This is a genomic window from Agrobacterium sp. Ap1 (assembly GCF_017313375.1).
Lineage (GTDB): Bacteria > Pseudomonadota > Alphaproteobacteria > Rhizobiales > Rhizobiaceae > Neorhizobium > Neorhizobium cellulosilyticum.
Window position 1 is genome coordinate 88,757 of record NZ_JAFLMY010000005.1, and the last position, 23,683, is coordinate 112,439.

Consider the following 23,683-nt stretch of genomic DNA (forward strand, 5'->3'; position numbering starts at 1 on the left):
AGACAATTTTAAAGTTGCCTTAATTCGAATTCACTAACATTGCGCAATTCCTGCGAATGTAGGCGAACAGATGTCATCCAAACCAGTCTTCTATGCCGGCCCGACGATATCACCTTCGAGAGACGCCGGCTCGCTGACCGGCCTCTTTGACGCCATTCCCCTTCCCGTAGCACTGCTCGATTGGCAGGCGCGACTGCACCATGCGAACAAGGCTCTCAAGGCGAACTGGTGCCCCTTCGAGGTGGAATTTTTCACCGATCTGATCGATATCGAAGACCGTTCGGATTTTCTCGCCGGGCTTCGCCGCTGCAAGGCTGCCGCTGATGGTCAGATGGAACTGCGCCTGCCGCAGCCGGACGGTACGCTGCGATGGGCTCTCGTCCATCTTGCTCCGGCGCCGACAGGGCTGGACACGCCTTATCTCGTCGCAGCCTCGTTCGTCGACATAACAGCTTTGAAGACAAGGTTTGCGGATCTCGACATCTGGGAAAGCCGTTGGAACAAGGCGCTCGTCGGGTCGTCGACAGGCGTCTGGGACCATGATTGGAAACGCGGAGAGAAATACTATTCGCCGACATGGCGGCGGATCCGTGGCATGACCGAGGATGATCCTCTTCCCGAAAGCACTCAGGCGTGGCTCGATCTCCTCCATCCGGATGATCGGGATCACGTAATCCACTGCATCGACCGGCAGAATGAAGGCGATCCGGACTATACGGTGTTTGAATATCGCGAGCGCCACAAAGACGGCCATTGGGTCTGGATCGAGTGCCGCGGCGATTGCGTCGAATGGGACGCCGACGGCAAGCCGACGCGCATCGTTGGGACGGATACGGATATCACGGCCCGCAAGCAGGCCGAGGAGGCCACGGCGCGCATGGCAAGACGCCTGGACATGGCCCTCGAAATATCAGGCATCGGCACTTACGAATGTGACCTCACAACCGGTGTCGTCGATTGGGATGACCGCATGTATCGCATCTATGGAGTCGGTCGGCGCGAAGACGTCAGGGTCGGCGGATTGTGGGAAACCTTTTTGCATCCGGCCGATCGCGAACGTGTCTTGAAAAACGTCGATGAACATATGCAAAACGGCGACCGCTTTTCGGATCAGTACCGCGCCGTTCTCCGCGATGGCTCCGATCGCATAATTCGCGCGCGCACCATGACCTTTCAGGACGGGAACGGCCACAAGATGACGGTTGGTGCGAACTGGGATGTCACCGATGATGTCGGGCTGCATCACGAACTGGAGCGTGCCAGAATTCTGGCCGAAGCCAGAAACATCGAACTGGAGGCCGCCAAGGACCGGATCGAGCACAGTGCCATGCATGATTACCTGACCGAGCTCCCGAACCGCCGTTATCTTGACGAGGTGCTGGACCGGATGGCAACGCAATACAGCGGCAGCGAGGCAGGCATCGCGATCCTCCATGTCGACCTTGATCGCTTCAAGCAGATCAATGACCGGCTCGGTCACGACGCGGGAGATGCGATGCTGGTCCATACTGCTCGCACGCTGCGCAGAACACTGAGCGAAGATGACTTCATTGCCCGTGTCGGCGGCGACGAATTCGTCGTTGTGTCGCAGCTGCGCGCCGTCGAGGAGCCGGCATCATCTGTGGCCACCCGCATGATCGACGCCCTGCGCGAGCCGATGATCTATGAGGGGCATCGCTGCCGCGTTGGCGCCAGTATCGGCATTGCCTCCCAGCGCGGCGACGCAATCGACGTACGCCAGTTGCTGCGAAACTCCGATATAGCGCTTTATGAAGCCAAGCGGCAGGGGCGAAACCGCTACGTCTGGTTCACGGCCGTCGCCTGATGCGCTACTGGTTCTCCACCTGGGCAGAAGCTTCAGTCAGCAGATCGAGCATCTTCATGCGTATCTCCGCATCCGACACTGCAATCCCGGCTGCATCGAAATCCTGCCTCAGCTTGCGAAAGACGTCCTCATGTCCGGCTTCCGCAAAATCCGCAACGATCACTTCCCTTGCATAGGCATCCCGGTCCGGCCTTCCGAGCATTTCCGCCGCCCAGAGCCCGGCCAGTTTGTTACGCCGCGACAATGCCCTGAATTTCAACTCCTCATCGTGCGCGAACTTGTTTTCGAACGCCTTTTCACGATCACTCATGCCACTCATGTTTTCCTCCCACGGCAACATTAGAATAGTTAAATAAGAGCATTCCCCCCTTTTGCAATCGGTAGCCCTGGAGGCCCCGCAGGACGCTTGATTGGAACCCAACCGATTGCAGCGCTATGGAAAGATGGAGTTCGACAACCTATCTGCCGTGGAAAGTCGGCGGTGCCGGAAAAAAGCCGGTCAAACCGATATAGTATGTTGGCAGTGATTCTTCGCATGCCGAATACAGGGCAAATCGCCTGCCAGCGGACGTCTGCATTGTGAAAAGGAAACTTTTCCGATATGGGACCGCTTCAAATATGATTGCAGCCGCTCAGGCCGCCTTAGAACGAGATAAGAATACCATGAATCGTCGCCGCCGTATTTACGAGGGCAAGGCCAAGATCCTCTATGAAGGACCCGAGCCCGGCACGCTGATCCAGTTCTTCAAAGACGACGCTACAGCCTTCAACAAGAAGAAGCATGATGTCATCGACGGCAAGGGCGTGCTCAACAACCGCATTTCCGAATACCTGTTCACCCACCTGAACAAGATCGGCATCCCGACCCATTTCATCCGCCGGATGAACATGCGCGAGCAGCTGATCAAGGAAGTCGAGATGATCCCGCTTGAGATCGTCGTGCGCAATGTCGCCGCCGGCTCGCTGTCGGAGCGCCTTGGCATCGAGGAAGGCACCGTCCTGCCCCGCTCGATCATCGAATTCTATTACAAGTCTGACCAGCTCGCCGACCCGATGGTTTCCGAGGAGCATATCACCGCCTTCGGATGGGCCAATCCGGCCGAGCTTGACGACATCATGGCGCTCGCCATACGCGTCAACGACTTCCTCTCCGGACTCTTCCTTGGCGTTGGTATCCAGCTCGTCGATTTCAAGATCGAATGCGGTCGCCTTTACGAGGGCGATATGATGCGCATCATCTTGGCCGACGAGATTTCCCCTGATAGCTGCCGCCTCTGGGACATCGAGACGAAGGAAAAGATGGACAAGGATCGTTTCCGCCGCGATCTCGGCGGCCTTCTCGAAGCCTATTCCGAAGTCGCCCGCCGTCTGGGCATCATCAATGAAAACGAACCGATCCGCGGAACGGGTCCGGTTCTGGTCAAGTAATCAGGGGTATTTTGCAGTGATCAAGGCACGTGTAACCGTCACGCTCAAGAACGGCGTTCTCGACCCCCAGGGCAAGGCCATCGAAGGTGCCCTCGGCAGCCTCGGCTTCGAAGGCGTTCACCAGGCCCGCCAGGGCAAGGTCTTCGATCTTGAGCTGGACACAGCCGACAAGACCAAGGCGGAAGCCGACCTCAAGGCCATGTGCGAAAAGCTTCTGGCTAACACGGTGATTGAGAACTACACTATCGCAATCGACTAAAGGTTGCGGAGCGTGTGATGGCCGAAGTCACCAGTGAACTCATGTATGAACTTATGAAGCGCATTCATGCAGACCTGGGTGATCTCAAGCTAGGCCAGCGAGAGTTGAAAGCAGAGATAAATGCGATGCGGGGAACGATGGTTCCGCTGCATCAGGATATTCTCAACATAAATACAACTTTGGCGCGGCATGAGTTGCGCCTCGACCGTATCGAAAACCGCCTGGAACTGCGGGAGTTCCAGGAAGCCCAAGCAAGGTTTGAACCACAGCCATGAAGTCAGCCGTCGTCCAGCTCCCAGGCCTCAACCGCGATCGCGACATGATCGCCGCCCTCACCAAGATTTCCGGCAAGGCGCCGATCACCGTCTGGCAGACGGAGACGAGCATTCCCGATGACGTCGACCTGATCGTCATTCCGGGTGGGTTCTCCTACGGCGACTATCTGCGCTGCGGCGCAATCGCTGCCCGTATGCCGGTCATGCAGGCGATCAAGGAAAAGGCGGAAAAGGGCATCAAGGTTCTCGGCGTCTGCAACGGCTTCCAGATCCTCGTCGAGGCAGGCCTGCTTCCCGGCGCGCTGATGATGAATTCCTCGCTGAAATTCGTCTGCAAGGAAGTGAAGCTCGAAATCGTCAATGCCGAGACCGACTTCACCCGTGCCTATGAAAAGGGCCAGGTCATCCGCTGCCCTGTCGCGCACCATGAGGGGAACTATTTCGTCGATCAGGAAACTCTGAAGTCGATGAACGGCAATGGCCAGGTCGTCTTCCGCTACGCCGAAGGCACAAACCCCAACGGCGCGATCGAAGATATTGCCGGTGTCGTCAATGCCCGCGGCAACGTTCTCGGCATGATGCCCCATCCGGAAAACCTGATCGAAGCCGCCCATGGCGGCAGCGACGGTCGCGGTATCTTCGCATCCGCGCTGGACGTCATCGCAGCCTGATCCTCACACGGGCGTCGGCAAAAAAGGCCGACGCTTGCTTTATCAGCCATTTTTGGGAACGCACGCAGATGGCCTGCCGCATTTCGACTGCAATTTCTGTAACCGTTCTCGCCGCAGCGCTGGCTGCGTGTCAGGCCAAGCCCGTTGCGCAATCCAGCCCATCGGCGCTGGACATCATGGAAAAGGTTGCTGTTGCCGCAAACCGCTGCTGGTTCAAGTCAGGTGACGCTGCCTTCAAGTCCTACGCCTTCGCGCCGGAACTGTCGTCCTTCTCGGGACGTCCGCGCATCCTCCTCACCCGCAAGGGCTCATCCGACATTCGCCCGCTCCTCGTCGTCCAGGCGGAGGGCAAACCTGCGCGCCTGAGCGCCTTCGGCCCTGTAATGAACGAACAGCTCGGTACACGCGTTGGCGCCGACGTCAAGCGTTGGGCGGCCGGCAACAGCAATTGCTGACGTAAAAAGGGCCCGTCCGGCGGTTGGGATGCCGGACAGGCCGCTTGCACCTGCTACAGGTGCCCGGTGCAATTCGCGCGAATGAGGGGACCAAGTTCGCGTTCGAAATTGCACTGAATATTTCAAGCCCGCATTCTCAGCCCAGGAACCAGGATTTCCCGGCTTCGCGCTTGGCTGCAATCCGCGTCACGCCGATATCCCGTAGCTGGCTCTCGTCCATATCAAGGAGAGCCGCCCGTCCTGAGCGCCGCGTCAACGCATTCTTCAGCGCATCGATCAATCCGGCAATGACACCCAATCGAACCGTCATGGTCGCTTCCGGTAGCAGATCCTTGGCGACATAGAAGGCCGCCTCGCGTTCGTAGCGATCGGGATAAATTGTATCTATTGTAACGAGATATTCGTCATACTTGCGCATTTCGCACCTGTTGGCGTTTCGTTGCATTGCCTGCATTGTGGATACATTGACTCAAAAATCACCGCAATGTAATCATTGTCACTATGACAAAATGGCTTCCAGATCTTCAGGAGGGCTCCGGCCCGCTCTACACCCGATTGGCCGACCAGATGGAAAAGGCCATCGAAACCGGTGACTTGCCGTCGGGCAGCAAGCTTCCGCCACAACGAAACCTCGCCTACGATGTTGGGGTGACAATCGGCACGGTCAGCCGCGCCTATTCGCTTCTTCATGAAAGAGGGCTGGTCAATGGCGAGGTCGGGCGCGGCACCTACGTCTTGAAACGCGACGACGAAGGCACACAGGATGATCAATATCCCGTATCCACCAGCATTGCCGGCACACGGCCGCTGCAGGCGCCGTCGGGCAAGATCCGCTTCGACAGCACAGCCGCTCCCGATCTCGGCCAGAGCGAGACAATCGCGGAGATAACATCAGAAATCATGCGCGACTGTCCGCACGACGTTGCCGGCTACACCCGCACTTCGCCCGATCATTGGCAGCAGGCCGGTGTTCGCTGGCTGAGCTATGGCGACTGGGCTCCCGCGCCAGACTCAATTGTCCCGACACTGGGCGCTCATGCCGGGATCATGTCGATCATTGCCGTCCTGACCAACCCGGGAGACAGGATCGCTTTCGAGCACCATACATATTCCCAGGTAAGCCGCGCCGCCGGCCTCGTCGGTCGACGAATATCGCTGGTCAATTCGGACGCACACGGCGTCATTCCGGACGATTTCGAGCGAGCCTGCGTGCAGGAGCATCCGAAGATCGCCTTCTTCATGTCCTCGGTGCAGAACCCGACCTTGGCAACCATGCCGCTCGAGCGGAGAGAAGCCATCGCTGCCATCGCACGCAAATACAATGTCTGGCTGATCGAGGACAATCTTTACGGCGCCATGGACAAGGGAGACATTCCACTGATCGCGACGCTCGCACCGGAGCGGACATTCGTTGTTGATGGCCTGTCGAAATCGGTATCCGCCGGCATCCGTGGCGGGTGGGTCGCCTGCCCGCCTCACTTAGCCCAGCGTGTACGGGTCGCGCACAAAATGACGACGGGCGGCATGCCTTTCCTCCTCGCCGAACTGAGTGCCCGCCTCGTGCTCAGCGGCGCGGCCGATGTGATCTGGGAGCGCTGTCGCGCGGAGATCAACGTCCGTGAAGCCATGGCCCGCGAAATTCTCGCCGGTTACGACCTCAACTCCAATCCCGACATTCCCTTCTTCTGGCTTAAGCTGCCGGATCCCTGGCTTTCCGCCACATTCAAGAATGCCGCTTATGCCGACGGCCTGTTGCTCGACGACGAAGCGGAATTCAAGGCAGGCAGGTCGGAAAAGATAATCCATCGCGTCCGCATCGGCTTTTCCTCGCCAAGCTCCAGGCAGGAAGTCAATGATGGCCTCAGGATCGTGCGAAGCCTGCTGGACAATGGCTCCGGCGGTTATGACAGCCTCGCCTAGAAGCAACCATCTGCGATTTCGAAACATAGCACGTAGCAATCCCCGGCCTTCATCCGGCCGGGCCGATTTTCCTGTCGCACTCGCGCGATAGTTAGGTTAAAGAGGCGCCAAAAGCCCCCGACCGGCAGCCATTCCAGGATAAAAGATGACGATCTCCAATTCCCGCCAGATCACCCCGGAACTCATCGCCTCTCACGGCCTCAAGCCGGATGAGTACCAGCGCATCCTTGATCTGATCGGACGCGAACCGAGCTTCACCGAGCTTGGCATTTTCTCTGCCATGTGGAACGAGCACTGCTCCTACAAGTCTTCCAAGAAGTGGCTGCGCACGCTGCCCACCAAGGGCCGTCGCGTCATCCAGGGACCGGGCGAAAACGCCGGCGTCGTCGATATCGATGATGGCGATGTCGTCGTCTTCAAGATGGAGAGCCACAACCACCCGTCCTATATCGAACCCTATCAGGGTGCGGCGACCGGCGTCGGCGGCATCCTGCGCGACGTATTCACCATGGGCGCGCGTCCGATTGCAGCGATGAACGCCCTGCGTTTCGGCGCTCCCGACCATGCCAAGACCAAGCATCTCGTCTCGGGCGTTGTTGCCGGTGTGGGCGGTTACGGCAATTCCTTCGGCGTACCGACCGTTGGCGGTGAAGTCGAGTTCGATCCGCGCTACAACGGCAACATCCTCGTCAACGCCTTTGCGGCAGGCCTTGCAAAGTCCGACGGCATCTTCCTCTCCGAAGCCAAGGGCGTCGGCCTGCCGGTCGTTTATCTCGGTGCAAAGACCGGCCGCGACGGCGTCGGCGGAGCCACGATGGCCTCTGCTGAATTCGACGAGTCGATCGAAGAAAAGCGCCCGACGGTTCAGGTCGGCGACCCCTTCACCGAAAAGTGCCTGCTCGAAGCCTGCCTCGAACTGATGAAGACCGGCGCGGTCATCGCCATCCAGGATATGGGTGCCGCCGGCCTCACCTGCTCGGCCGTCGAAATGGGCGCCAAGGGCGACCTCGGCATCGAGCTCTACCTCGACAAGGTCCCGGTCCGCGAAGAGCAGATGACCGCCTATGAAATGATGCTCTCGGAAAGCCAGGAGCGCATGCTCATGGTTCTCGAGCCGTCCAAGGAAGAAGTCGCCAAGGCGATCTTCGTTAAGTGGGGTCTCGACTTCGCAATCGTCGGCAAAACCACCGACGACCTGCGTTTCCGCGTCATTCATCAGGGCGAAGAAGTTGCCGACCTGCCGATCAAGGATCTCGGCGATCAGGCACCGGAATATGACCGTCCATGGATCCAGCACACCGTCCGCGACGCCCTGCCCGCTTCGCAGGTCGCAGAACCTTCCGATTACAACGACACACTCCTCAAGCTCGTCGGCTCGCCGAACCAGTCCAGCCGTCGCTGGGTCTGGGAACAGTATGACACGCTGATCCAGGGCAACTCGCTGCAGCTTCCGGGCGGCGATGCCGGTGTCGTGCGCGTCGAAGGCCATGCGTCGAAGGCGCTCGCCTTCTCCTCCGACGTTACCCCACGTTACGTCGAAGCCGATCCGTATGAAGGCGGCAAGCAGGCGGTTGCCGAATGCTGGCGCAACATCGTCGCCACCGGCGCAGAGCCGCTGGCGGCCACCGACAACCTCAATTTCGGCAACCCTGAAAAGCCGGAAATCATGGGTCAGCTCGTCGGCGCCATCAAGGGCATCGGCGAAGCCTGCACCGCGCTCGACTTCCCGATCGTCTCCGGCAACGTCTCGCTCTACAACGAGACCAACGGCGTTGCCATTCTTCCGACCCCGACCATTGCCGGCGTCGGCCTGATGGGCGACTGGCAGAAGATGGCCCGTGTCGGTTCGGCCAAGGATGGCGACGTGCTGATCATGATCGGCACCGACGGCAGCCACCTCGGCTCGTCGATCTACCTGCGCGACGTGCTCGATTCGACCGATGGCCCTGCCCCGACGGTCGATCTCGTCGCCGAGCGCCGCAATGGTGAATTCGTCCGTGCAGTCATCCGCAATGCCCAGGTCACCGCCTGCCACGACATTTCCTCGGGCGGCCTTGGCCTCGCTCTTGCCGAAATGGCAATGGCGTCGAACAAGGGCATGACGGTAAGCCTCGCCGACCAGCAGGGACCGGCACACGCGCTTCTCTTCGGCGAAGACCAGGCTCGTTATGTCATCGCCGTTTCGGCCGATCTTGCAAACTTCGTCCAGGCCAGCGCCGAAAGCGCCGGTGTTCCGTTCCGCACGCTCGGCAAGGTCGGCGGTGAAGCGCTGGTTGTCGAAGGCGTCGTCAACGTCGCCGTCAGCGACCTGACCGCAGCGCACGAAAAGTGGTTCCCATCCTTCATGGCCTAAACGCCTTCATGGCATAATCGCCTCGCAAGGTTCTGTGAATTGATGACAATGCCGGCGAAGAGTAATCTTCGCCGGCATTGTCGCTTTGACCGGGCCGAAAGTTTGAGGCAGTGTTCAAACGGACAAGCTCCCGGCAGCGATTCCGGGAGAAACAAGAAGGACATAACTGCATGCCCATGCGACCCGGCGAAATCGAAGACATGATCAAGGCGGGCATTCCCGGCGCCAAGGTCACCATCAGGGATCTTGCAGGCGACGGTGATCATTACGCAGCCGAAGTCGTGGCGGAAGCCTTCCGCGGCAAGAGCCGTGTGCAGCAGCACCAGATGGTCTACGATGCGCTGAAGGGCAATATGGGCGGCGTGCTGCACGCGCTGGCGCTTCAAACCTCGGCTCCTGCGGATTGACGTCATGAACAGCCTCGTCAACCAGATCGTCACCGGCGTCGTCGAAAGCCTGGTCAAGGAATTGCTCGGCAAGTCGCACGGCAAGACGGCAAGCAAGCGCAAGAAACGCGCCGCAAAGCCAGCATCGACGACGACGAGTGCGACCAAGCGGAAGGCGGCAACCACGCGCAACGCCAAACCCGCTCGCAAGCAGGTTAGCAAACGCCGGACGACGGCCAGCCGTAGCAGGCAACGCAGCCGCTAGGTTTGCATCTTTTGCGCCGGGCATTTGGCATTCAGCGCTGGAATTAATAAGGCTGCCTTGCTATTTAAGGGCAACGCGCAGCGCAGCGGTCCTTGAAACCGCATGTGAAAGGATATGATATGAGCGGCATTAACGATCTCATCGACAACGAAATCAAGACCAACGACGTCGTGCTTTTCATGAAGGGCACACCGCAGTTTCCCCAGTGTGGTTTTTCCGGCCAGGTCGTCCAGATCCTCGACTACCTCGGCGTCGACTACAAGGGCATCAACGTGCTTGCAGACGCGGAAATCCGTCAGGGCATCAAGGACTATTCCAACTGGCCGACCATTCCGCAGCTCTACGTCAAGGGTGAGTTCATCGGCGGCTGCGATATCGTCCGCGAAATGTTCCAGTCCGGCGAACTCAAGAGCCATTTTGAAGGCCAGGGCGTAAACGTACGCGCAGCCTGAACGGTCAATCCGGACGACCAATATTTTTAGGAAGGCGCCGCCCCCGCGGCGCCTTTCCCATTCTTAAGGAAATGGTTGTGACAAATCCTTCACAAAATCCGTCTGCGCGCCTTCAAGGCGTCGGCAAAACTGAATTCATTGCAATGATGGCGGCGCTGATGGCGCTGAATGCACTGGCCATCGACATCATGCTTCCCGGCCTGCAGCAGATCGGCGAATCGCTCGGCGTCGAAGACCCCAACCATCGCCAGTATGTGGTCTCTGCCTATCTGTTCGGCTTCGGCGTCGCACAACTGCTCTACGGGCCGCTTTCCGACCGGTTCGGCCGTCGCAAGCCGCTCCTGGCGGGCCTCGGGATCTATATCGTCTCCGCCATCGCCGTCGTTTTTATCCCAAGCTTTGCCGGCCTGCTGATCCTTCGCTTCATTCAGGGCCTCGGATCGGCCGCCACACGCGTGATTTCGGTTTCCATCGTTCGCGACGTCTATGGCGGCCGCGCCATGGCCGAAGTTATGTCGCTCATCATGATGGTCTTCATGATCGTCCCCATCATTGCTCCGGGAACCGGCCAGGTCGTCCTGTTCTTCGGTAACTGGCACCTGATCTTCGCCTTCATCGCGGTGGTCGGCATTATCGTCACCTGGTGGGTGGCAAGGCGGTTGCCCGAAACGCTGCATGAGGATGATGTGCGCCCGTTCACCGCTTCATCCGTACTGGCCGGCTTCATCATCGTGCTGACCAACCGGGTAGCGCTCTGCTACACGCTCGCAAGCACGTTTATCCTGGGCGCCCTGTTCGGCTTCATCAACTCCGCAGAGCAGGTCTACAATCAGATCTACGGTCTTGGCGTCTGGTTCCCCGTGGCATTTGCAGCCGTCGCGGTCTTCATGTCCCTGTCGGCCTTCCTCAACTCGCGGCTTGTCGGGCGCTTCGGCATGCGCCGCTTGTCGCATGGCGCGCTGATCGGCTTTATCACCACCACACTGATCTGGCTTCTCATCCAGATTTTTGGCCCGCAGCCCATGCCCTTCCCTCTGTTCCTGCTGCTTTTCGCGCTCACCATGTTCCAGTTCGGCTGGATAGCCTCGAACTTCAACTCGCTGGCAATGGAACCTTTGGGACATGTCGCCGGCACGGCATCGTCGGTGCTCGGCTTCATGGGAACCGTCGGCGGTGCTGCAATCGGCGCCTTGATCGGCCAGTCCTTCAACGATACGGCGCTGCCGATGGTCGCGGGCTTTTTCACCGTCTCGATTATCGGTCTCGCCTTCGTGCTGATCGGCGAAAAGGGCAAGCTGTTCCATCCGCACAATCCCAAGGTCTGAACAAGCTCAGCTCGCCTTTCCTGACGAACAGAGCGACTTTAGGGCACACCGACAATTGAAAAGACCGCGGCGCTGATGTCGTCGCGGTCTTTTGCTGTTCACGGCTCACCACGAAAAGGGAGCAGGCGTCAGCACAAACAGAAAGGGCGCCCCGAAGGAGCGCCCTTTCCTTGAAAATCGTCTGTCCGAAAGGTCTTACTGACCCTGCTTGGCAGCAGACTGAGCTTCTTCCAGCTTCTTGCGGGCTTCTTCAGCCTTCTTCTGCATGCCTTCTTCCAGCGAACGCTGGCTTTCAGCCAGCTGCGACTGGGTGATTGCCGGGCCGTCGAACGCGCCGGTAAAGCCACCGAGCGAAACCTTGATCGGGTTCGGAGCGCGACGGAAGTTCATCGAGGTGAAGACGACCTCGTTGCCCTTCTTCAGGCTGGCGATCATGGCGTCGGTCAGCGGAACTTCAGCCGTGCACTTGTCCGGCAGGCAGACGGTGTAGTCGAGCTTCTGGCCCTTGCCGCCATCGATCTGCATGACGACGCCAGGAGGAACGAGACGCGCGGTCGGTACAGACACCTGAAGGATCTTGCGGTTGACCTTGCCTTCGAGCGTGATCAGGCCGACAGCGGTGATCAGCTGGCCGTTCTGTGCAAGGATAACGTTCTGCACCACGCAAAGGTCGCTATCTTCCTGCTTGGTGCAGGTCTTGAACCAACCGAGCGGAGGAGCGCCAGGCGCCGCCGGTGCTGCGGCCTGCTGCGCCGATGCCGCGAACGGCATGGCAGCCGTGCCAACGGTAAGAGCCAGAGCGGACATAGCCGTCCGCAGAACTTTGGTAGCCTTAAGATTCATAACGAGATCCGTCTCCTGAAAACCCTAGGACGCGGCAAAGCCTTCAATCCCTCGGGGCGTCGTTCTGATGTGTCACCTGAGGTTCAAATGAGGCTTTTGAATGACCCCATCTCTTGTGCCTCTGTTACATCGCGGCCGCTCCGATATCCAGCCCCTGCCGTGATTTTTGAACACACGTAAGCGGTAAACACCGCTGTTTTATGGAATGCACGAGGTTGGTCGCAGGGCAAGACTGGTCTATTTTGCGGCGAATCGGCGATACCTATCGGGGTTCTTATGCGGCACTATCTTATATTGTTGATTGCGGTCTTTCTGCCGTTACCGCTGGCAGCAGCCCCGGTTCACGGTATTGCCATGCACGGCGCGCCGAACCTGCCCGCAGACTATCGCAATTTCGACTACGTCAACCCCGAGGTAAAGAAGGGCGGTTCGGTTCGTTATGGCGTGGTCGGCACCTATGACAGCCTCAATCCCTTCAACCTCAAGAGCATCCGCACCACGGCCCGTGGCATCTGGGATCCGGCTTTCGGCAACCTGATTTACGAAACGCTGATGACCCGCTCGGGCAACGAACCCTTCACGCTTTACGGCTTGCTGGCGGAATCGGTCGAATGGGACGATCAGCGCACATTCATCCAGTTCAACCTGAACCCCAAGGCCCGCTGGTCGGACGGCCAGCCGGTAACGCCGGATGATGTGATCTTCTCGCTCGAAGTGCTGCGCGACAAGGGTCGCGTTCCCTTCTCATCGCGGCTCGACCGGATTTCAAAAATGGAAAAGGTCGGAGAGCACGGCGTGCGCTTCACCTTCAACGAAAAGGCCGACCGCGAATTTCCGCTGATCCTTGCAAGTTCCACCCCTATCCTGCCGAAACACGCGATCGACGCCGATTCGTTCGACCAGTCGACGCTGAAGCCGCCGATCGGTTCCGGCCCTTATCTGATCAGGACCGTCGCCCCCGGCGAACGCATCGTTTACGGGCGCAATCCGGATTACTGGGGAAAGGATATTCCGTCCAAGGTTGGCTTCGATAATTACGACCGGATCTCGGTCGAATATTTCCTGCAGGAATCGACAATGTTCGAAGCCTTCAAGAAAGGCGCAGTCGACGTCTACCTCGAAGGCAGCCCCACCCACTGGGAGCGCGCCTATGATTTCCCGGCCGCCCATAACGGTGACGTCATCAAGGATACGTTCACCCCGCAGCTGCCGACCGGCATGCTCGGCTTCGTCTTTAATACGCGGAGAGTTCTTTTTTCCGACGTTAATGTCCGCGCCGGCCTCTCTCTCGTCTTCGATTTCGAATGGGCAAACCGCAACCTGTTCGAAAATGCCTATACCCGCACCGAAAGCTTCTGGCAGGGCTCGCCGCTCTCCTCGCTCGGCAGACCGGCCGATGAGCGCGAACTGAACATCCTCGGTGCCGCGAAAGACCGAATCGAACAGGAAATGCTCGACGGCACCTATCACCTGCCGAAAACCGACGGCTCCGGCGCCGACCGCGTCATTCTCAAAAAGGCGGTCGATCTCCTGGCAATGGGCGGCTACACGATCAAGGACGGCAGGATGTCGGATGAGCGCGGCCGTCAGCTCTCCTTCGAAGTCATGGCGCAGACCGTGGACCAGGAAAAGCTCGCCATCACCTACCAGCGCAGTCTCAGGCTGATCGGCATCGACATGCGCATCCGCACCGTCGATGATTCGCAATATCAGGCCCGCTCGTCGAGCTTCGACTACGACGTAATCATCAAGTCCTATCCGTCCTCCCTGTCCCCCGGTATCGAGCAGATCGGCCGCTGGGGATCAACTGCGCGCGACGCTCAAGGCAGCTTCAATTTCGCTGGAACGGCAGACCCGGACATCGACCGCCTGATCGACGCCATGCTGACGGCCCGCTCGAAGGAGGATTTCCAGGCATCGGTGCGGGCCTATGACCGGCTGCTACTTTCCGGTCACTATATCGTGCCGCTCTATCATGTACCCAATCAATGGGTAGCGCGACGCAAGCATATAAGTTATCCCGAAATCTTGCCGCTCTATGGCTACCAGCTCAACACCTGGTGGGATAACCGGGCGCAATAAGTTTTCATATTTAGAGGATAGCGCGATGGAGCGTGTCACAATCGACCTCGTCTCGGATGTCGTCTGCCCCTGGTGTTATCTGGGCAAGGCAAGGCTCGAACTCGCCATCGCTGAAGTGCGGGGCGAAGTCGGCATTGACATGAACTGGCGCCCCTACCGGCTGAACCCGGACATCCCGCCGGAAGGCGTTGACCAGAAGGCCTATCTCGAAGCAAAACTCGGCGGCGCGGAAGCAGTGGCCCGTGGCCACGAGATGCTCACCAAGCTCGGCCTGGAAGTGGGCATTCGTTATAATTTCGAAGCGATAAAAATCGGACCGAATACGCTCGATGCCCATCGCCTGATCCATTGGGCCTCACTGGAAAGCCGAGAAATTCAGGATCGCGTTGTCACCGCTCTGTTCAAGGCGAATTTCGAAGACGGAAGAAATGTCGGTGACCACACCGTTCTTGCCGAAATCGCCGAAAGCTGCAGCATGAACCGCAAGCTCATCGAAAACCTGCTGGCGTCCGATGCAGACAAGGACCTCATTCTCGGCGAAATCGATGCAGCCCAGAAGATGGGCGTCAATGGCGTTCCTTTCTTTATCATGGACGGGCAATATGCCATCAGCGGCGCCCAGACGCCCGACGTGCTTGCAGACGCGTTCCGCGACATCGCGAGACTCAAGGCCGAAGCCCGCAAGGGCATGATCTGATTTTCGAGAAAGACACGTTCGTGCAGAAAGATCAGACCCTCAAGGGTGTTCTCCTCGCCTTTGCGGCATTCGCCGCCTATGCCTTTAGCGACGCCAGCGTCAAGCTGATCGAGGGGCAGCTCAGCCCCTATCAGTCGTCGTTCCTCGGAGCGGCGTTCTGCCTGGTAGGCTTGCCCTTCATCATGAAGAAGGGAGATCGCTGGGCCGATATCTTCAATACGACCAACCGACCGCTCTGGTTCTTGCGCTTTGTTGCACAGGCTGGCGGCACGATCGGCAGCGTCACCGCATTCACACATCTTTCGATGGCGGAAGCGTTTGCGCTGATCTTCCTCCTTCCTTCCTTCGTCACCATCATGTCGGTAATCTTTTTGAAGGAGAAGGTCGGCGTAAAACGTTGGTCCGCCGTCGTCATCGGCTTTATCGGCGTCATGGTGGTCCTTCGTCCAGGCTTCCGCGAATTGTCGATCGGCCATCTCGGCGCCGTCTTCGGCGGATTGAGCGGCGCCATCTCGATCGTCGTTTTCCGCGCCATGGGCCCGTCGGAAAAGAACATTTCGCTTTACGGCGCAGGCGTGCTCGGAACGCTGGTCGTCTGCGGCGCCCTTGCCGTCCCCGGCTTTATGGCTCCGACCGCGATACAATGGCTCTGGCTCGCCGGTTACGGCCTGCTCGCAGCGCTCGCCGCCATCCTTCTCATGTATGCGGCAAATCACGCCCCTGCCACTATGATCGGACCGACCCAATACAGTCAGATGATCTGGGCGGTGATCTTCGGCTATCTCGTCTTCGGCGATCATATCGATCTAGCCATGGTCATCGGTATCGTCCTGATCATCGGCTCTGGTCTTTTGACCCTGATGCGCGAGAAAATCCGCGGCACGCCGCTTCCGCCCGCCGTTGCCCCCAACGCTCAGGCCGCCGCAATGATTGCGCCGGATGGCGGAGACAAGAAGTCCTGACAAGAGGCCGGGGATGATCCCGGCCCGGCTTCACGGTATTTCAGTCACTTAGTCATTTTTCCATCCCCGCTCTATCGCCCCATGCCTACAATCCCCCCCGTTCCGTCACGGATACACCGGCAGGCGTGCCGGCGAGACGGGACCGGCGCTGGTGGTGAAGGGACGACGTGAACCGTCGCCACCGGGGTCCGCGGAAAATGGTCCCCCTCCGGCGACACGGGGGAAGCGGCAAGGTCTTCGGACCGGCCTGCCGCTTCTGATGCCCGAACGGCGCGTCGGACGTGCCTGTGCGGCACACATGGTGGCCTCAAGGATGGTTTCGCCGGGCTCTAGCCAAGTCCGTCCGTGAAAACGGAAAGCCCGGCGGCGGCAAAGCGAGGTGTTGGCGGTAAGTCCTCGGGTTTAACCCGAGGATCCGTCCGTTTTCCATCAAGCCACCCTCGGGTTTAACCCGAGGGGAACACCATCCGGCAAGGCAACGGCAGAGGGACCGGAGTCGTGGATAAAAACTGCCGAACGGGGCGCTGAGAGGTGTCACTTACAAACTTAACTTACGAGGCAGCTTTCAGCGCCCCGTCCGTTCAATCACTCGTCCTCCTCGGGCGAACGAAGTGAGACCCGAGGATCGCCAAGGGAGCATAGTGTCCATACCGGGGCAGACGTCTTCAGCCCCGGCACAGGCTCACCCCTTCGCCAGCTCCGCAAACTGCGTCATGATCTGCGCCGCAGTCGTCAGGCGCTTGGTTGGCGTCGGCAGGTCGCGGTTGAGGAAAATGCTCTGGTCGGGCCTGATCTTGGCGAGCGATCCCTGCTTGGCGATATAACCGACGAGATTGGCCGGGTTGGGGAACTGCTTGTCGCGGAAGACGATGACAACGCCCTTCGGACCGGCATCGACCTTCTCAACATTCGCCTTGCGGCAGAGCGTCTTGATATAAACGACCTTCAAGAGGTTCTGCACCTCGGGCGGCATTGGTCCAAACCGGTCGACCATTTCCGCGCCGAAACCATCGATTTCAGACAGATCCTGCACCTCGCCGAGACGGCGATAGAGGCCCATGCGCAGATGAAGATCCGGCACATAATTTTCCGGGATCATCGTGGTGATGCCGACGGAAATCTGCGGCGACCAACCGGTATCGACGATCTCGTCCTCACCCTTCACCTCAGCGACCGCCTCCTCCAGCATCTGCTGGTAAAGCTCGAAACCGACCTCCTTGATATGGCCGGACTGTTCCTCGCCGAGCAGATTGCCCGCGCCGCGAATATCCAGATCGTGGCTCGCCAGCTGGAAGCCCGCGCCAAGCGTATCGAGCGACTGCAGCACTTTCAGGCGACGATCCGCCATCTGCGTCAGCGTCTTGTTGACCGGCAGGGTGAACAGCGCAAACGCCCTCACCTTCGAGCGTCCGACACGGCCACGCAGCTGGTAGAGCTGCGCCAGACCGAACATGTCGGCTCGGTGGACGATCAGCGTATTGGCCGTCGGCACGTCGAGACCGGATTCGACGATCGTCGTCGACAGAAGCACATCATATTTGCCGTCATAGAAGGCATTCATGATGTCCTCCAGCTCGCCCGCCGCCATCTGGCCATGAGCCACCGCGACCTTGAGCTCCGGTACGTCCGACTGCAGGAAGGCCTGGATATCGGCGAGATCCGCCAGCCTCGGGCAGACATAAAAACTCTGGCCCCCGCGATAATGCTCGCGCATCAGCGTCTCGCGGATCACCAGCGGATCGAACGGCGAGATGAAAGTGCGCACCGCCATGCGGTCGACCGGCGGCGTCGTGATCAGCGACAGTTCGCGAACACCGGTCATCGCCAGCTGCAGCGTGCGCGGGATCGGCGTGGCAGACAGCGTCAGCACATGCACGTCGGTCTTCAGGTCCTTCAGCCGCTCCTTGTGCTTGACGCCAAAGTGCTGCTCCTCGTCGATGATTAGCAGCGAGAGATTGGCGAACTGGATGCCGGCGCCGAGAAGCGCATGGGTACCGACGACGATATCGACCTTGCCTTCGGCAATATCCTTCTTCGTTTGCGCCAGTTCCTTGGCCGAGACGAGGCGAGACGCCTGTGCGATCCTTATCGGCAACCCGCGGAACCGTTCGGAAAACGTCTTGAAATGCTGGCGCGACAGAAGCGTCGTCGGCACGACCACGGCCACCTGCGCCCCGTTCATCGCCGCGAAGAAAGCGGCGCGCAAGGCCACTTCCGTCTTGCCGAAACCGACATCGCCGCAAACGAGGCGATCCATCGGACGACCGGCCGCCAGATCCTCGCGCACGGATTCGATAGCGTTTTCCTGATCTTCCGTCTCGTCATATGGGAAACGAGCGGCAAACTCGTCATAAAGCCCTTCCGGCGTCGCCAGAACCGGCGCGCGGCGCACCATGCGGGTAGCCGCGATGCGGATCAGGTCACCCGCCATGTCGAGCAGGCGCTTCTTCAGCTTTGCCTTGCGAGCCTGCCACGCGCCGCCCCCGAGCCGGTCGAGATTGGCTTCCGCCGCATCAGAACCATAGCGAGAAAGCAGGTCGATATTTTCGACCGGCAGGAACAGCTTTGCCTGATCGGCATAATGCAGTTCGAGACACGCACGCGGCGCACCGGCCGCTTCGATGGTCACCAGCCCGACGAACTTGCCGATACCATGTTCGGCATGAACGACGAGCGAACCCTCATCAAGGCCGGCGACCTCTGTGAGAAAATCCGCGCCGCGCTTGCGCCGCTTGCCGCGACGAACCATGCGGTCGCCCAGAATATCCTGCTCGCCGATGACGGCGATATTGCCCGTCTCGAAACCGGCCTCAAGGCTCATCACGGCAGATGCCGCCTCGCCCTTTTCGAGCTTGTCGAGATCGGCAAGTTTCTCGATCTGCTTGATCCGCTTCAGCCCGCGCTCGTCCAGCACCTGCAAAAGACGATCGAGCGAACCTGCCGACCAGCCGGTGACGAGAACCTTCGTGCCTTCGGCCCGCTTGTCTGCGATATGCTTGACGACGAGGTCGAAGACATTGACCCGCTCATCGCGATCCTGCGTCTCGGAGCTTGCTTCCGCCTGGCTTTTTGCCCAACGCGGACCGGTATGCGCATCGAGTGTCACCACCGGGCGACCCGACGCATCCATCTCGTTGAACGGCGTCAGGCGAAGCGCTGCAACCTCGTCCAGAGCCGAGGCAAACGCCTTGCCGTCGAGATAAAGCTGGCCGGGCGAAACCGGCTTGTAGGGCGTCGAATGGGCGGCCGCCCCTTTGCCCTGAGATCCCTGATCGCGACGTGCCTCGAAATAGTCGATGACCAGCTTCGAACGTTCCGCCGCCGCCTCACGCGCCGTGTGATCGGTGACGATCCGAAAACCTGCGAGATAATCAAAAGCCGTTTCCAGCTTTTCGTAAAACAGTGGCAGCCAATGCTCCATGCCGGCATAACGACGGCCTTCGGAAACGGCCTGATAAAGCGCATCGTCGCGGGTGGCCGCACCGAACAGTGACAGATAATTGGTGCGAAACCGGCTGATTGTATCAGGTGTCAGCGTCACTTCGCTCATCGGGTTGAGATCGAGCGAGCGCGCCTGCCCCGTCGTACGCTGGCTTGCCGGGTCGAACGAGCGGATGCTTTCCAGCGTATCGCCGAAGAAATCGAGCCGCACCGGCTCTTCCGTTCCCGGCACGAAGACGTCGAGAATGCCGCCGCGCACCGCAAATTCACCGACTTCACGCACGGTCGACACGCGGTCGAAACCATTACGCTCAAGACGAGCGGCAATATCGTCCATGCGGATCTGGTTGCCGGGTTTTGCCGAAAACGCCAGGCTCTCGATGATTTCCGCCGGCGCGATCTTCTGTAGCATCGCATTGACGGTGACGAGCACGATCGCCGGATGCGGCTTCTTCGCGTGCGCAATCAGACCCGACAGCGCCGCCAGTCTCCGTGCGGAGACATCGGCGCTAGGAGAAACGCGGTCGTAAGGCAGGCAGTCCCAGGCCGGCAGGGTCAGGACCGGGATTTCCGGTGCGACGAAGGAAAGCATCTGCTCCAGATCCGGCATGCGCTGGCCATCGGACAGCACATAGGCCACCGACTGGCCCGAACGCGCCAGTTCGGCGAGCACCATCGGTTCCATGCCGGGCGGCACATTGCCGATCGTCAGCGGCGTTGCGGCAGCCGCAATCTTCTTCGCATCAAAACCGGAAATCATTGGCCGAGTTTCTCTTTCAGCGACTCTTTCGTGACGGGATCGAAATCCGGCTTGTAGGCGGCGACACGCGCAAACAGCGGCGTGTTGCGATCTTCGGGAAGAACCATAGCCCCGGTGATCCAGGCATGCAGGTCGTGATCGTCCTCGCCCATGATCTGTTCGAACTCGTCGAGTTCCGTGTCCGAAAGCTTGGCTATCTCCGCCTCGGCAAACGAGCCGAAAACGAGATCCATCTCGCGAATACCGCGATGCCAGCAACGATAGAGAATACGCCTGCGGCGCGGGTCGAGGTCGGCGCTCGTGCGTGCCAATCCAGTCATGTGCAAATCCCTGTTTTGCGGTTCATATAGGATCAAAATGCGCGCGCGTCACCTTGCCAAATGGCCAAAACTTGCCCCATTTAACCGCCCATGCGCCCAGCCATACTCGATCCCCTCTTTGCTTCCGCCTCGTCGCTGCCCGGTGTCGGGCCGAAGATCGCTGACCTGATCGCCAAAGTGACGGGCCGCGAGGACGCCGAAGACTGCCGTGTCGTCGACCTTCTTTTCCACGCACCCTTCTCGCTGATCGACCGGCGCAACCGCCCCGGCATCGCGCTAGCGCCTCAGGGAACGATTGTCACCATCGAGGGACGTGTCGACCGTCACCAACCGCCGGCGCGCGGCACCAACCAGCCCTACCGCGTGTTTCTTCACGACGATACCGGCGAACTGGCGCTGACCTTCTTCCGCGCCAAGGGCGACTGGCTGTCGAAATCATTGCCGGTAGATGAGCAGGTCATGGTCAGCGGCAAGGTCGACTGGTTCAACGGCCGGGCCTCGATGGTCCATCCGGATTTCATGGTAAAAGTCTCCGAAGCGCAGAACCTGGCTCTGGTCGAGCCGGTCTATCCGCTGACCGCCGGCCTGTCGCCGAAGACATTGCGCAAGGTCATCGAAGGCGCCGTCGAGCGCCTGCCGGCCTTCCCGGAATGGGCCGATGCGCCACTGACGCAAAAACAGAATTTTCCGGATGTCGCAGATGCCTTCCGCAACCTGCATCACCCGGAGGACGAAAAGGACATAGACCCCAACGCCCCGGCCCGTCGGCGTCTGGCCTATGACGAATTCCTCGCCGGACAGGTCTCGCTCGCTCTGGTGCGCCAGAAGATACGCAAGGTGCCGGGCCAACCGATCCGCGTTAAGGGCGATCTCGCCGCAAAAATCGTCCACGCCCTGCCCTTCTCGCTGACCCCGAGCCAGAAGGCGGCGGTCGACGACATCATCAGGGATATGGCCGGCGAAGACCGGATGCTGCGCCTGCTGCAGGGCGATGTCGGCGCCGGCAAGACACTGGTGGCGCTTCTTTCCATGGCGGCCGCCATCGAGGCCGGCGGTCAGGCCGTGTTGATGGCCCCGACCGAAATCCTCGCCCGCCAGCATTTTGCCACCATCTCGAAACTCGCAGGCGCCGCCGGTGTCACCGTCGAACTTCTGACCGGCCGCACCAAGGGCCGCGAGCGCGACGCGATCGTCGAACGCATAGCATCGGGTGAAGCACAGATCGTCATCGGCACCCATGCGCTGTTTCAGGATACGGTGAGCTACGCCAACCTGATGATGGCGGTTGTCGACGAACAGCATCGTTTCGGCGTCCACCAGCGCCTGCGCCTCACGGCCAAGGGCATTTCCCCGCATATGCTGGTGATGACGGCCACGCCCATTCCCCGCACGCTGGTGCTTGCCGCCTTCGGCGATATGGACGTCTCGAAACTCACCGAAAAACCCGCCGGCCGCAAACCGATCCAGACGGTTACGGTCCCAACGGAACGCATCGGCGATATTGTCGGACGGCTGAAAAGCGCCATTACCGAAGGCAAGAAGGCCTACTGGATCTGCCCGCTCGTGGAAGAATCGGATGTTTCCGAACTCATGTCAGCCGAAGAGCGCCACGCAGTCCTTGCCCGCGAACTTGGCGCAAAAAACGTCGGCCTCGTGCATGGCCGCATGGCGGGACCTGAAAAGGACGCGGTGATGGCCGCCTTCAAGGCCGGCGAGATCCGCATGCTGGTCGCAACCACCGTCGTCGAAGTCGGCGTCGACGTGCCGGATGCGACGATCATGGTGATCGAACATGCCGAGCGTTTCGGCCTCGCCCAGCTCCACCAGCTGCGCGGCCGGGTCGGCCGCGGCGACGAGGCCTCCACCTGCATTCTGCTCTACAAGGGACCATTAAGCGAAACCGGCCATGCCCGCCTGTCGATCCTGCGCGACAGCGAGGACGGGTTCCTGATCGCCGAGGAGGACCTGAAACTGCGGGGCGAAGGTGAGCTTCTCGGCACCCGCCAGTCCGGCACGCCGGGTTTCCGCATTGCCAGCCTTGCGGCCCATGCCGATCTTCTGGAAATCGCCCGCAAGGACGCGACCTATCTGCTCGATCGCGACCCGGACCTGACCAGCGAACGCGGTGAGGCCGTGCGGGTGCTGCTATATCTGCACCGTCGCGACGAGGCGATCAGGTTTCTGCGGGCGGGATAACGGTGGTTTCTTCGCCACCCTTGCGGCGCGCCTTTGCTGCCTTCTTGCGCGGTGCAGGCAATGCCGGAACCACAGCTCCATCCGGATTATAATCCGGCGCGATCAGGCCGCCGGAAATCAGCAGTTTGGCGCCCTCTTCCGGCGTCATGTCGAGCATGACGATCTTGCTTTTCGGCACGAACATGAGGAAGCCTGCAGTCGGAACCGGCGTCGGCGGCATGAACACCGCGACCATCTCTTCGCCATTCTCGTTCAGTTTCGCCGCGATTTCACCTTGTGCGTCGCCCGCAATGAACACCAGCGCCCACATGCCGGGGCTTGGAAACTCGATCAGTCCGCATTTCTTGAACGAGGTGGACTGTTCGCGCAGGACCGTCTCGAAGATCTGCTTGATGCTCTTGTAGACACTGCGGATCAGCGGCATTCGCTGCAGGATCGACTCACCGAAATTGACGATCGATCGGCCGATCAGGTTCTTGCCGAGAAAACCGACAATGGTGATGAACAGGACGGCGATGAGCAGTCCGGTGCCGGGGATCGTCACGTCGAAATAATATTGCGGATTGTAGCGCTGCGGCAGATAGGGCGTCACCCAGCTGTCGGCCCAGTCGATGAAGGTGAAGGTCAGCCAGACGGTGATGGCAAGCGGCGCGCAGATGATCAGACCGGTAAGGAAATTATTCCTGAGCCGACCCGCCATGGAAATGCGCTCGGGGCTTTCACTCATCTGATCTTCCTAGGAAATTTCGGCCCGAATCACGATTGGGC

At 59.8% G+C, this 23,683-nt stretch carries 22 protein-coding genes; 16 read left to right on the forward strand and 6 right to left on the reverse strand.

What is annotated here, in order from left to right; translation table 11 throughout:
* Window positions 1-70: 70 nt before the first annotated feature.
* Window positions 71-1,825 carry a sensor domain-containing protein gene (locus JZX87_RS11885; RefSeq protein WP_206825699.1) on the forward strand — a complete coding sequence of 585 codons (1,755 nt, stop codon included), beginning with the start codon at window positions 71-73 and terminating at the stop codon, window positions 1,823-1,825.
* Window positions 1,826-1,829: 4 nt separating this feature from the next.
* On the opposite strand, the gene JZX87_RS11890 is transcribed toward JZX87_RS11885, so the two are convergent.
* Window positions 1,830-2,144: a DUF1476 domain-containing protein gene (locus JZX87_RS11890; RefSeq protein WP_148144300.1), complete on the reverse strand. Its 315-nt coding sequence runs from the start codon at window positions 2,142-2,144 to the stop codon at window positions 1,830-1,832.
* A 344-nt stretch (window positions 2,145-2,488) separates the two neighbouring features.
* Between JZX87_RS11890 and purC the strand changes: the two genes are divergently transcribed.
* The 5 genes from purC (at window position 2,489) to JZX87_RS11915 (ending at window position 4,913) form a co-directional block, all read left to right on the forward strand.
* Window positions 2,489-3,253, forward strand: coding sequence for a phosphoribosylaminoimidazolesuccinocarboxamide synthase (gene purC / locus JZX87_RS11895; RefSeq protein WP_148144299.1), 765 nt, complete (start codon window positions 2,489-2,491; stop codon window positions 3,251-3,253).
* Between the two features lie 16 nt (window positions 3,254-3,269).
* Complete coding sequence (purS, locus tag JZX87_RS11900; protein ID WP_206825704.1) at window positions 3,270-3,512, forward strand: phosphoribosylformylglycinamidine synthase subunit PurS; 243 nt, start codon at window positions 3,270-3,272, stop codon at window positions 3,510-3,512.
* 17 nt (window positions 3,513-3,529) lie between these two features.
* Window positions 3,530-3,787, forward strand: a complete 258-nt coding sequence (locus JZX87_RS11905) for a hypothetical protein (RefSeq protein WP_183821632.1) — start codon at window positions 3,530-3,532, stop codon at window positions 3,785-3,787.
* The gene (gene purQ, locus JZX87_RS11910) at window positions 3,784-4,458 is read left to right on the forward strand and encodes a phosphoribosylformylglycinamidine synthase subunit PurQ (RefSeq protein ID WP_206825705.1); all 675 of its coding nucleotides are present in this window, start codon (window positions 3,784-3,786) and stop codon (window positions 4,456-4,458) included. The genes JZX87_RS11905 and purQ overlap by 4 nt, the downstream gene beginning before the upstream one ends.
* Before the next feature lie 68 nt (window positions 4,459-4,526).
* Window positions 4,527-4,913, forward strand: coding sequence for a hypothetical protein (locus JZX87_RS11915; RefSeq protein WP_206825706.1), 387 nt, complete (start codon window positions 4,527-4,529; stop codon window positions 4,911-4,913).
* 136 nt (window positions 4,914-5,049) lie between these two features.
* Here the strand turns inward: JZX87_RS11915 and JZX87_RS11920 are convergent, their stop codons facing one another.
* Entirely contained in the window at window positions 5,050-5,331 is a 282-nt protein-coding gene (locus tag JZX87_RS11920; protein ID WP_183686070.1) for a DUF1127 domain-containing protein, read from the reverse strand.
* 83 nt (window positions 5,332-5,414) lie between these two features.
* On the opposite strand from JZX87_RS11920, the gene JZX87_RS11925 reads away from it, so the two are divergent.
* From JZX87_RS11925 to JZX87_RS11950, 6 genes are all read left to right on the forward strand, one after another.
* Complete coding sequence (locus JZX87_RS11925) at window positions 5,415-6,833, forward strand: aminotransferase-like domain-containing protein (protein ID WP_206825707.1); 1,419 nt, start codon at window positions 5,415-5,417, stop codon at window positions 6,831-6,833.
* A gap of 145 nt (window positions 6,834-6,978) precedes the next feature.
* Complete coding sequence (purL, locus tag JZX87_RS11930; RefSeq protein WP_148144293.1) at window positions 6,979-9,186, forward strand: phosphoribosylformylglycinamidine synthase subunit PurL; 2,208 nt, start codon at window positions 6,979-6,981, stop codon at window positions 9,184-9,186.
* Between the two features lie 170 nt (window positions 9,187-9,356).
* Window positions 9,357-9,593, forward strand: coding sequence for a BolA family protein (locus JZX87_RS11935; protein WP_148144292.1), 237 nt, complete (start codon window positions 9,357-9,359; stop codon window positions 9,591-9,593).
* 4 nt (window positions 9,594-9,597) lie between these two features.
* The gene (locus tag JZX87_RS11940) at window positions 9,598-9,837 is read left to right on the forward strand and encodes a hypothetical protein (protein WP_148144291.1); all 240 of its coding nucleotides are present in this window, start codon (window positions 9,598-9,600) and stop codon (window positions 9,835-9,837) included.
* A gap of 119 nt (window positions 9,838-9,956) precedes the next feature.
* Window positions 9,957-10,289, forward strand: coding sequence for a Grx4 family monothiol glutaredoxin (grxD, locus tag JZX87_RS11945; RefSeq protein ID WP_183821628.1), 333 nt, complete (start codon window positions 9,957-9,959; stop codon window positions 10,287-10,289).
* Window positions 10,290-10,360: 71 nt separating this feature from the next.
* A complete protein-coding gene (locus JZX87_RS11950; RefSeq protein ID WP_148144289.1) occupies window positions 10,361-11,614 on the forward strand; it encodes a multidrug effflux MFS transporter in 1,254 nt (417 codons plus the stop codon).
* A 195-nt stretch (window positions 11,615-11,809) separates the two neighbouring features.
* On the opposite strand, the gene JZX87_RS11955 is transcribed toward JZX87_RS11950, so the two are convergent.
* Window positions 11,810-12,457, reverse strand: coding sequence for an invasion associated locus B family protein (locus JZX87_RS11955; protein ID WP_148144288.1), 648 nt, complete (start codon window positions 12,455-12,457; stop codon window positions 11,810-11,812).
* A 276-nt stretch (window positions 12,458-12,733) separates the two neighbouring features.
* Between JZX87_RS11955 and JZX87_RS11960 the strand changes: the two genes are divergently transcribed.
* The 3 genes from JZX87_RS11960 to JZX87_RS11970 are packed head-to-tail and all read left to right on the forward strand — an operon-like array spanning window position 12,734 to window position 16,198.
* Complete coding sequence (locus JZX87_RS11960; RefSeq protein ID WP_206825708.1) at window positions 12,734-14,539, forward strand: extracellular solute-binding protein; 1,806 nt, start codon at window positions 12,734-12,736, stop codon at window positions 14,537-14,539.
* Between the two features lie 25 nt (window positions 14,540-14,564).
* Window positions 14,565-15,236 (forward strand): DsbA family oxidoreductase, encoded by a 672-nt coding sequence (locus tag JZX87_RS11965; RefSeq protein WP_206825710.1) that lies wholly within the window; start codon window positions 14,565-14,567, stop codon window positions 15,234-15,236.
* A 20-nt stretch (window positions 15,237-15,256) separates the two neighbouring features.
* Window positions 15,257-16,198, forward strand: coding sequence for a DMT family transporter (locus tag JZX87_RS11970; RefSeq protein WP_206825711.1), 942 nt, complete (start codon window positions 15,257-15,259; stop codon window positions 16,196-16,198).
* 682 nt (window positions 16,199-16,880) lie between these two features.
* Here JZX87_RS11970 and mfd read toward each other — a convergent pair.
* Together mfd and JZX87_RS11980 are read right to left on the reverse strand one after the other, a co-directional pair.
* Window positions 16,881-20,399, reverse strand: a complete 3,519-nt coding sequence (mfd, locus tag JZX87_RS11975; protein ID WP_206825713.1) for a transcription-repair coupling factor — start codon at window positions 20,397-20,399, stop codon at window positions 16,881-16,883.
* A complete protein-coding gene (locus tag JZX87_RS11980) occupies window positions 20,396-20,719 on the reverse strand; it encodes a succinate dehydrogenase assembly factor 2 (protein WP_148144773.1) in 324 nt (107 codons plus the stop codon). The genes mfd and JZX87_RS11980 overlap by 4 nt, the downstream gene beginning before the upstream one ends.
* A 90-nt stretch (window positions 20,720-20,809) precedes the next feature.
* Here JZX87_RS11980 and recG point away from each other — a divergent pair, with 90 nt between their 5' ends.
* Window positions 20,810-22,915: an ATP-dependent DNA helicase RecG gene (gene recG, locus JZX87_RS11985; protein ID WP_206825717.1), complete on the forward strand. Its 2,106-nt coding sequence runs from the start codon at window positions 20,810-20,812 to the stop codon at window positions 22,913-22,915.
* Here the strand turns inward: recG and JZX87_RS11990 are convergent.
* On the reverse strand, window positions 22,893-23,642 hold the full coding sequence (locus tag JZX87_RS11990; RefSeq protein ID WP_183821622.1) for a DUF502 domain-containing protein: 750 nt from the start codon (window positions 23,640-23,642) through the stop codon (window positions 22,893-22,895). The genes recG and JZX87_RS11990 overlap by 23 nt on opposite strands.
* Window positions 23,643-23,683: the final 41 nt, after the last annotated feature.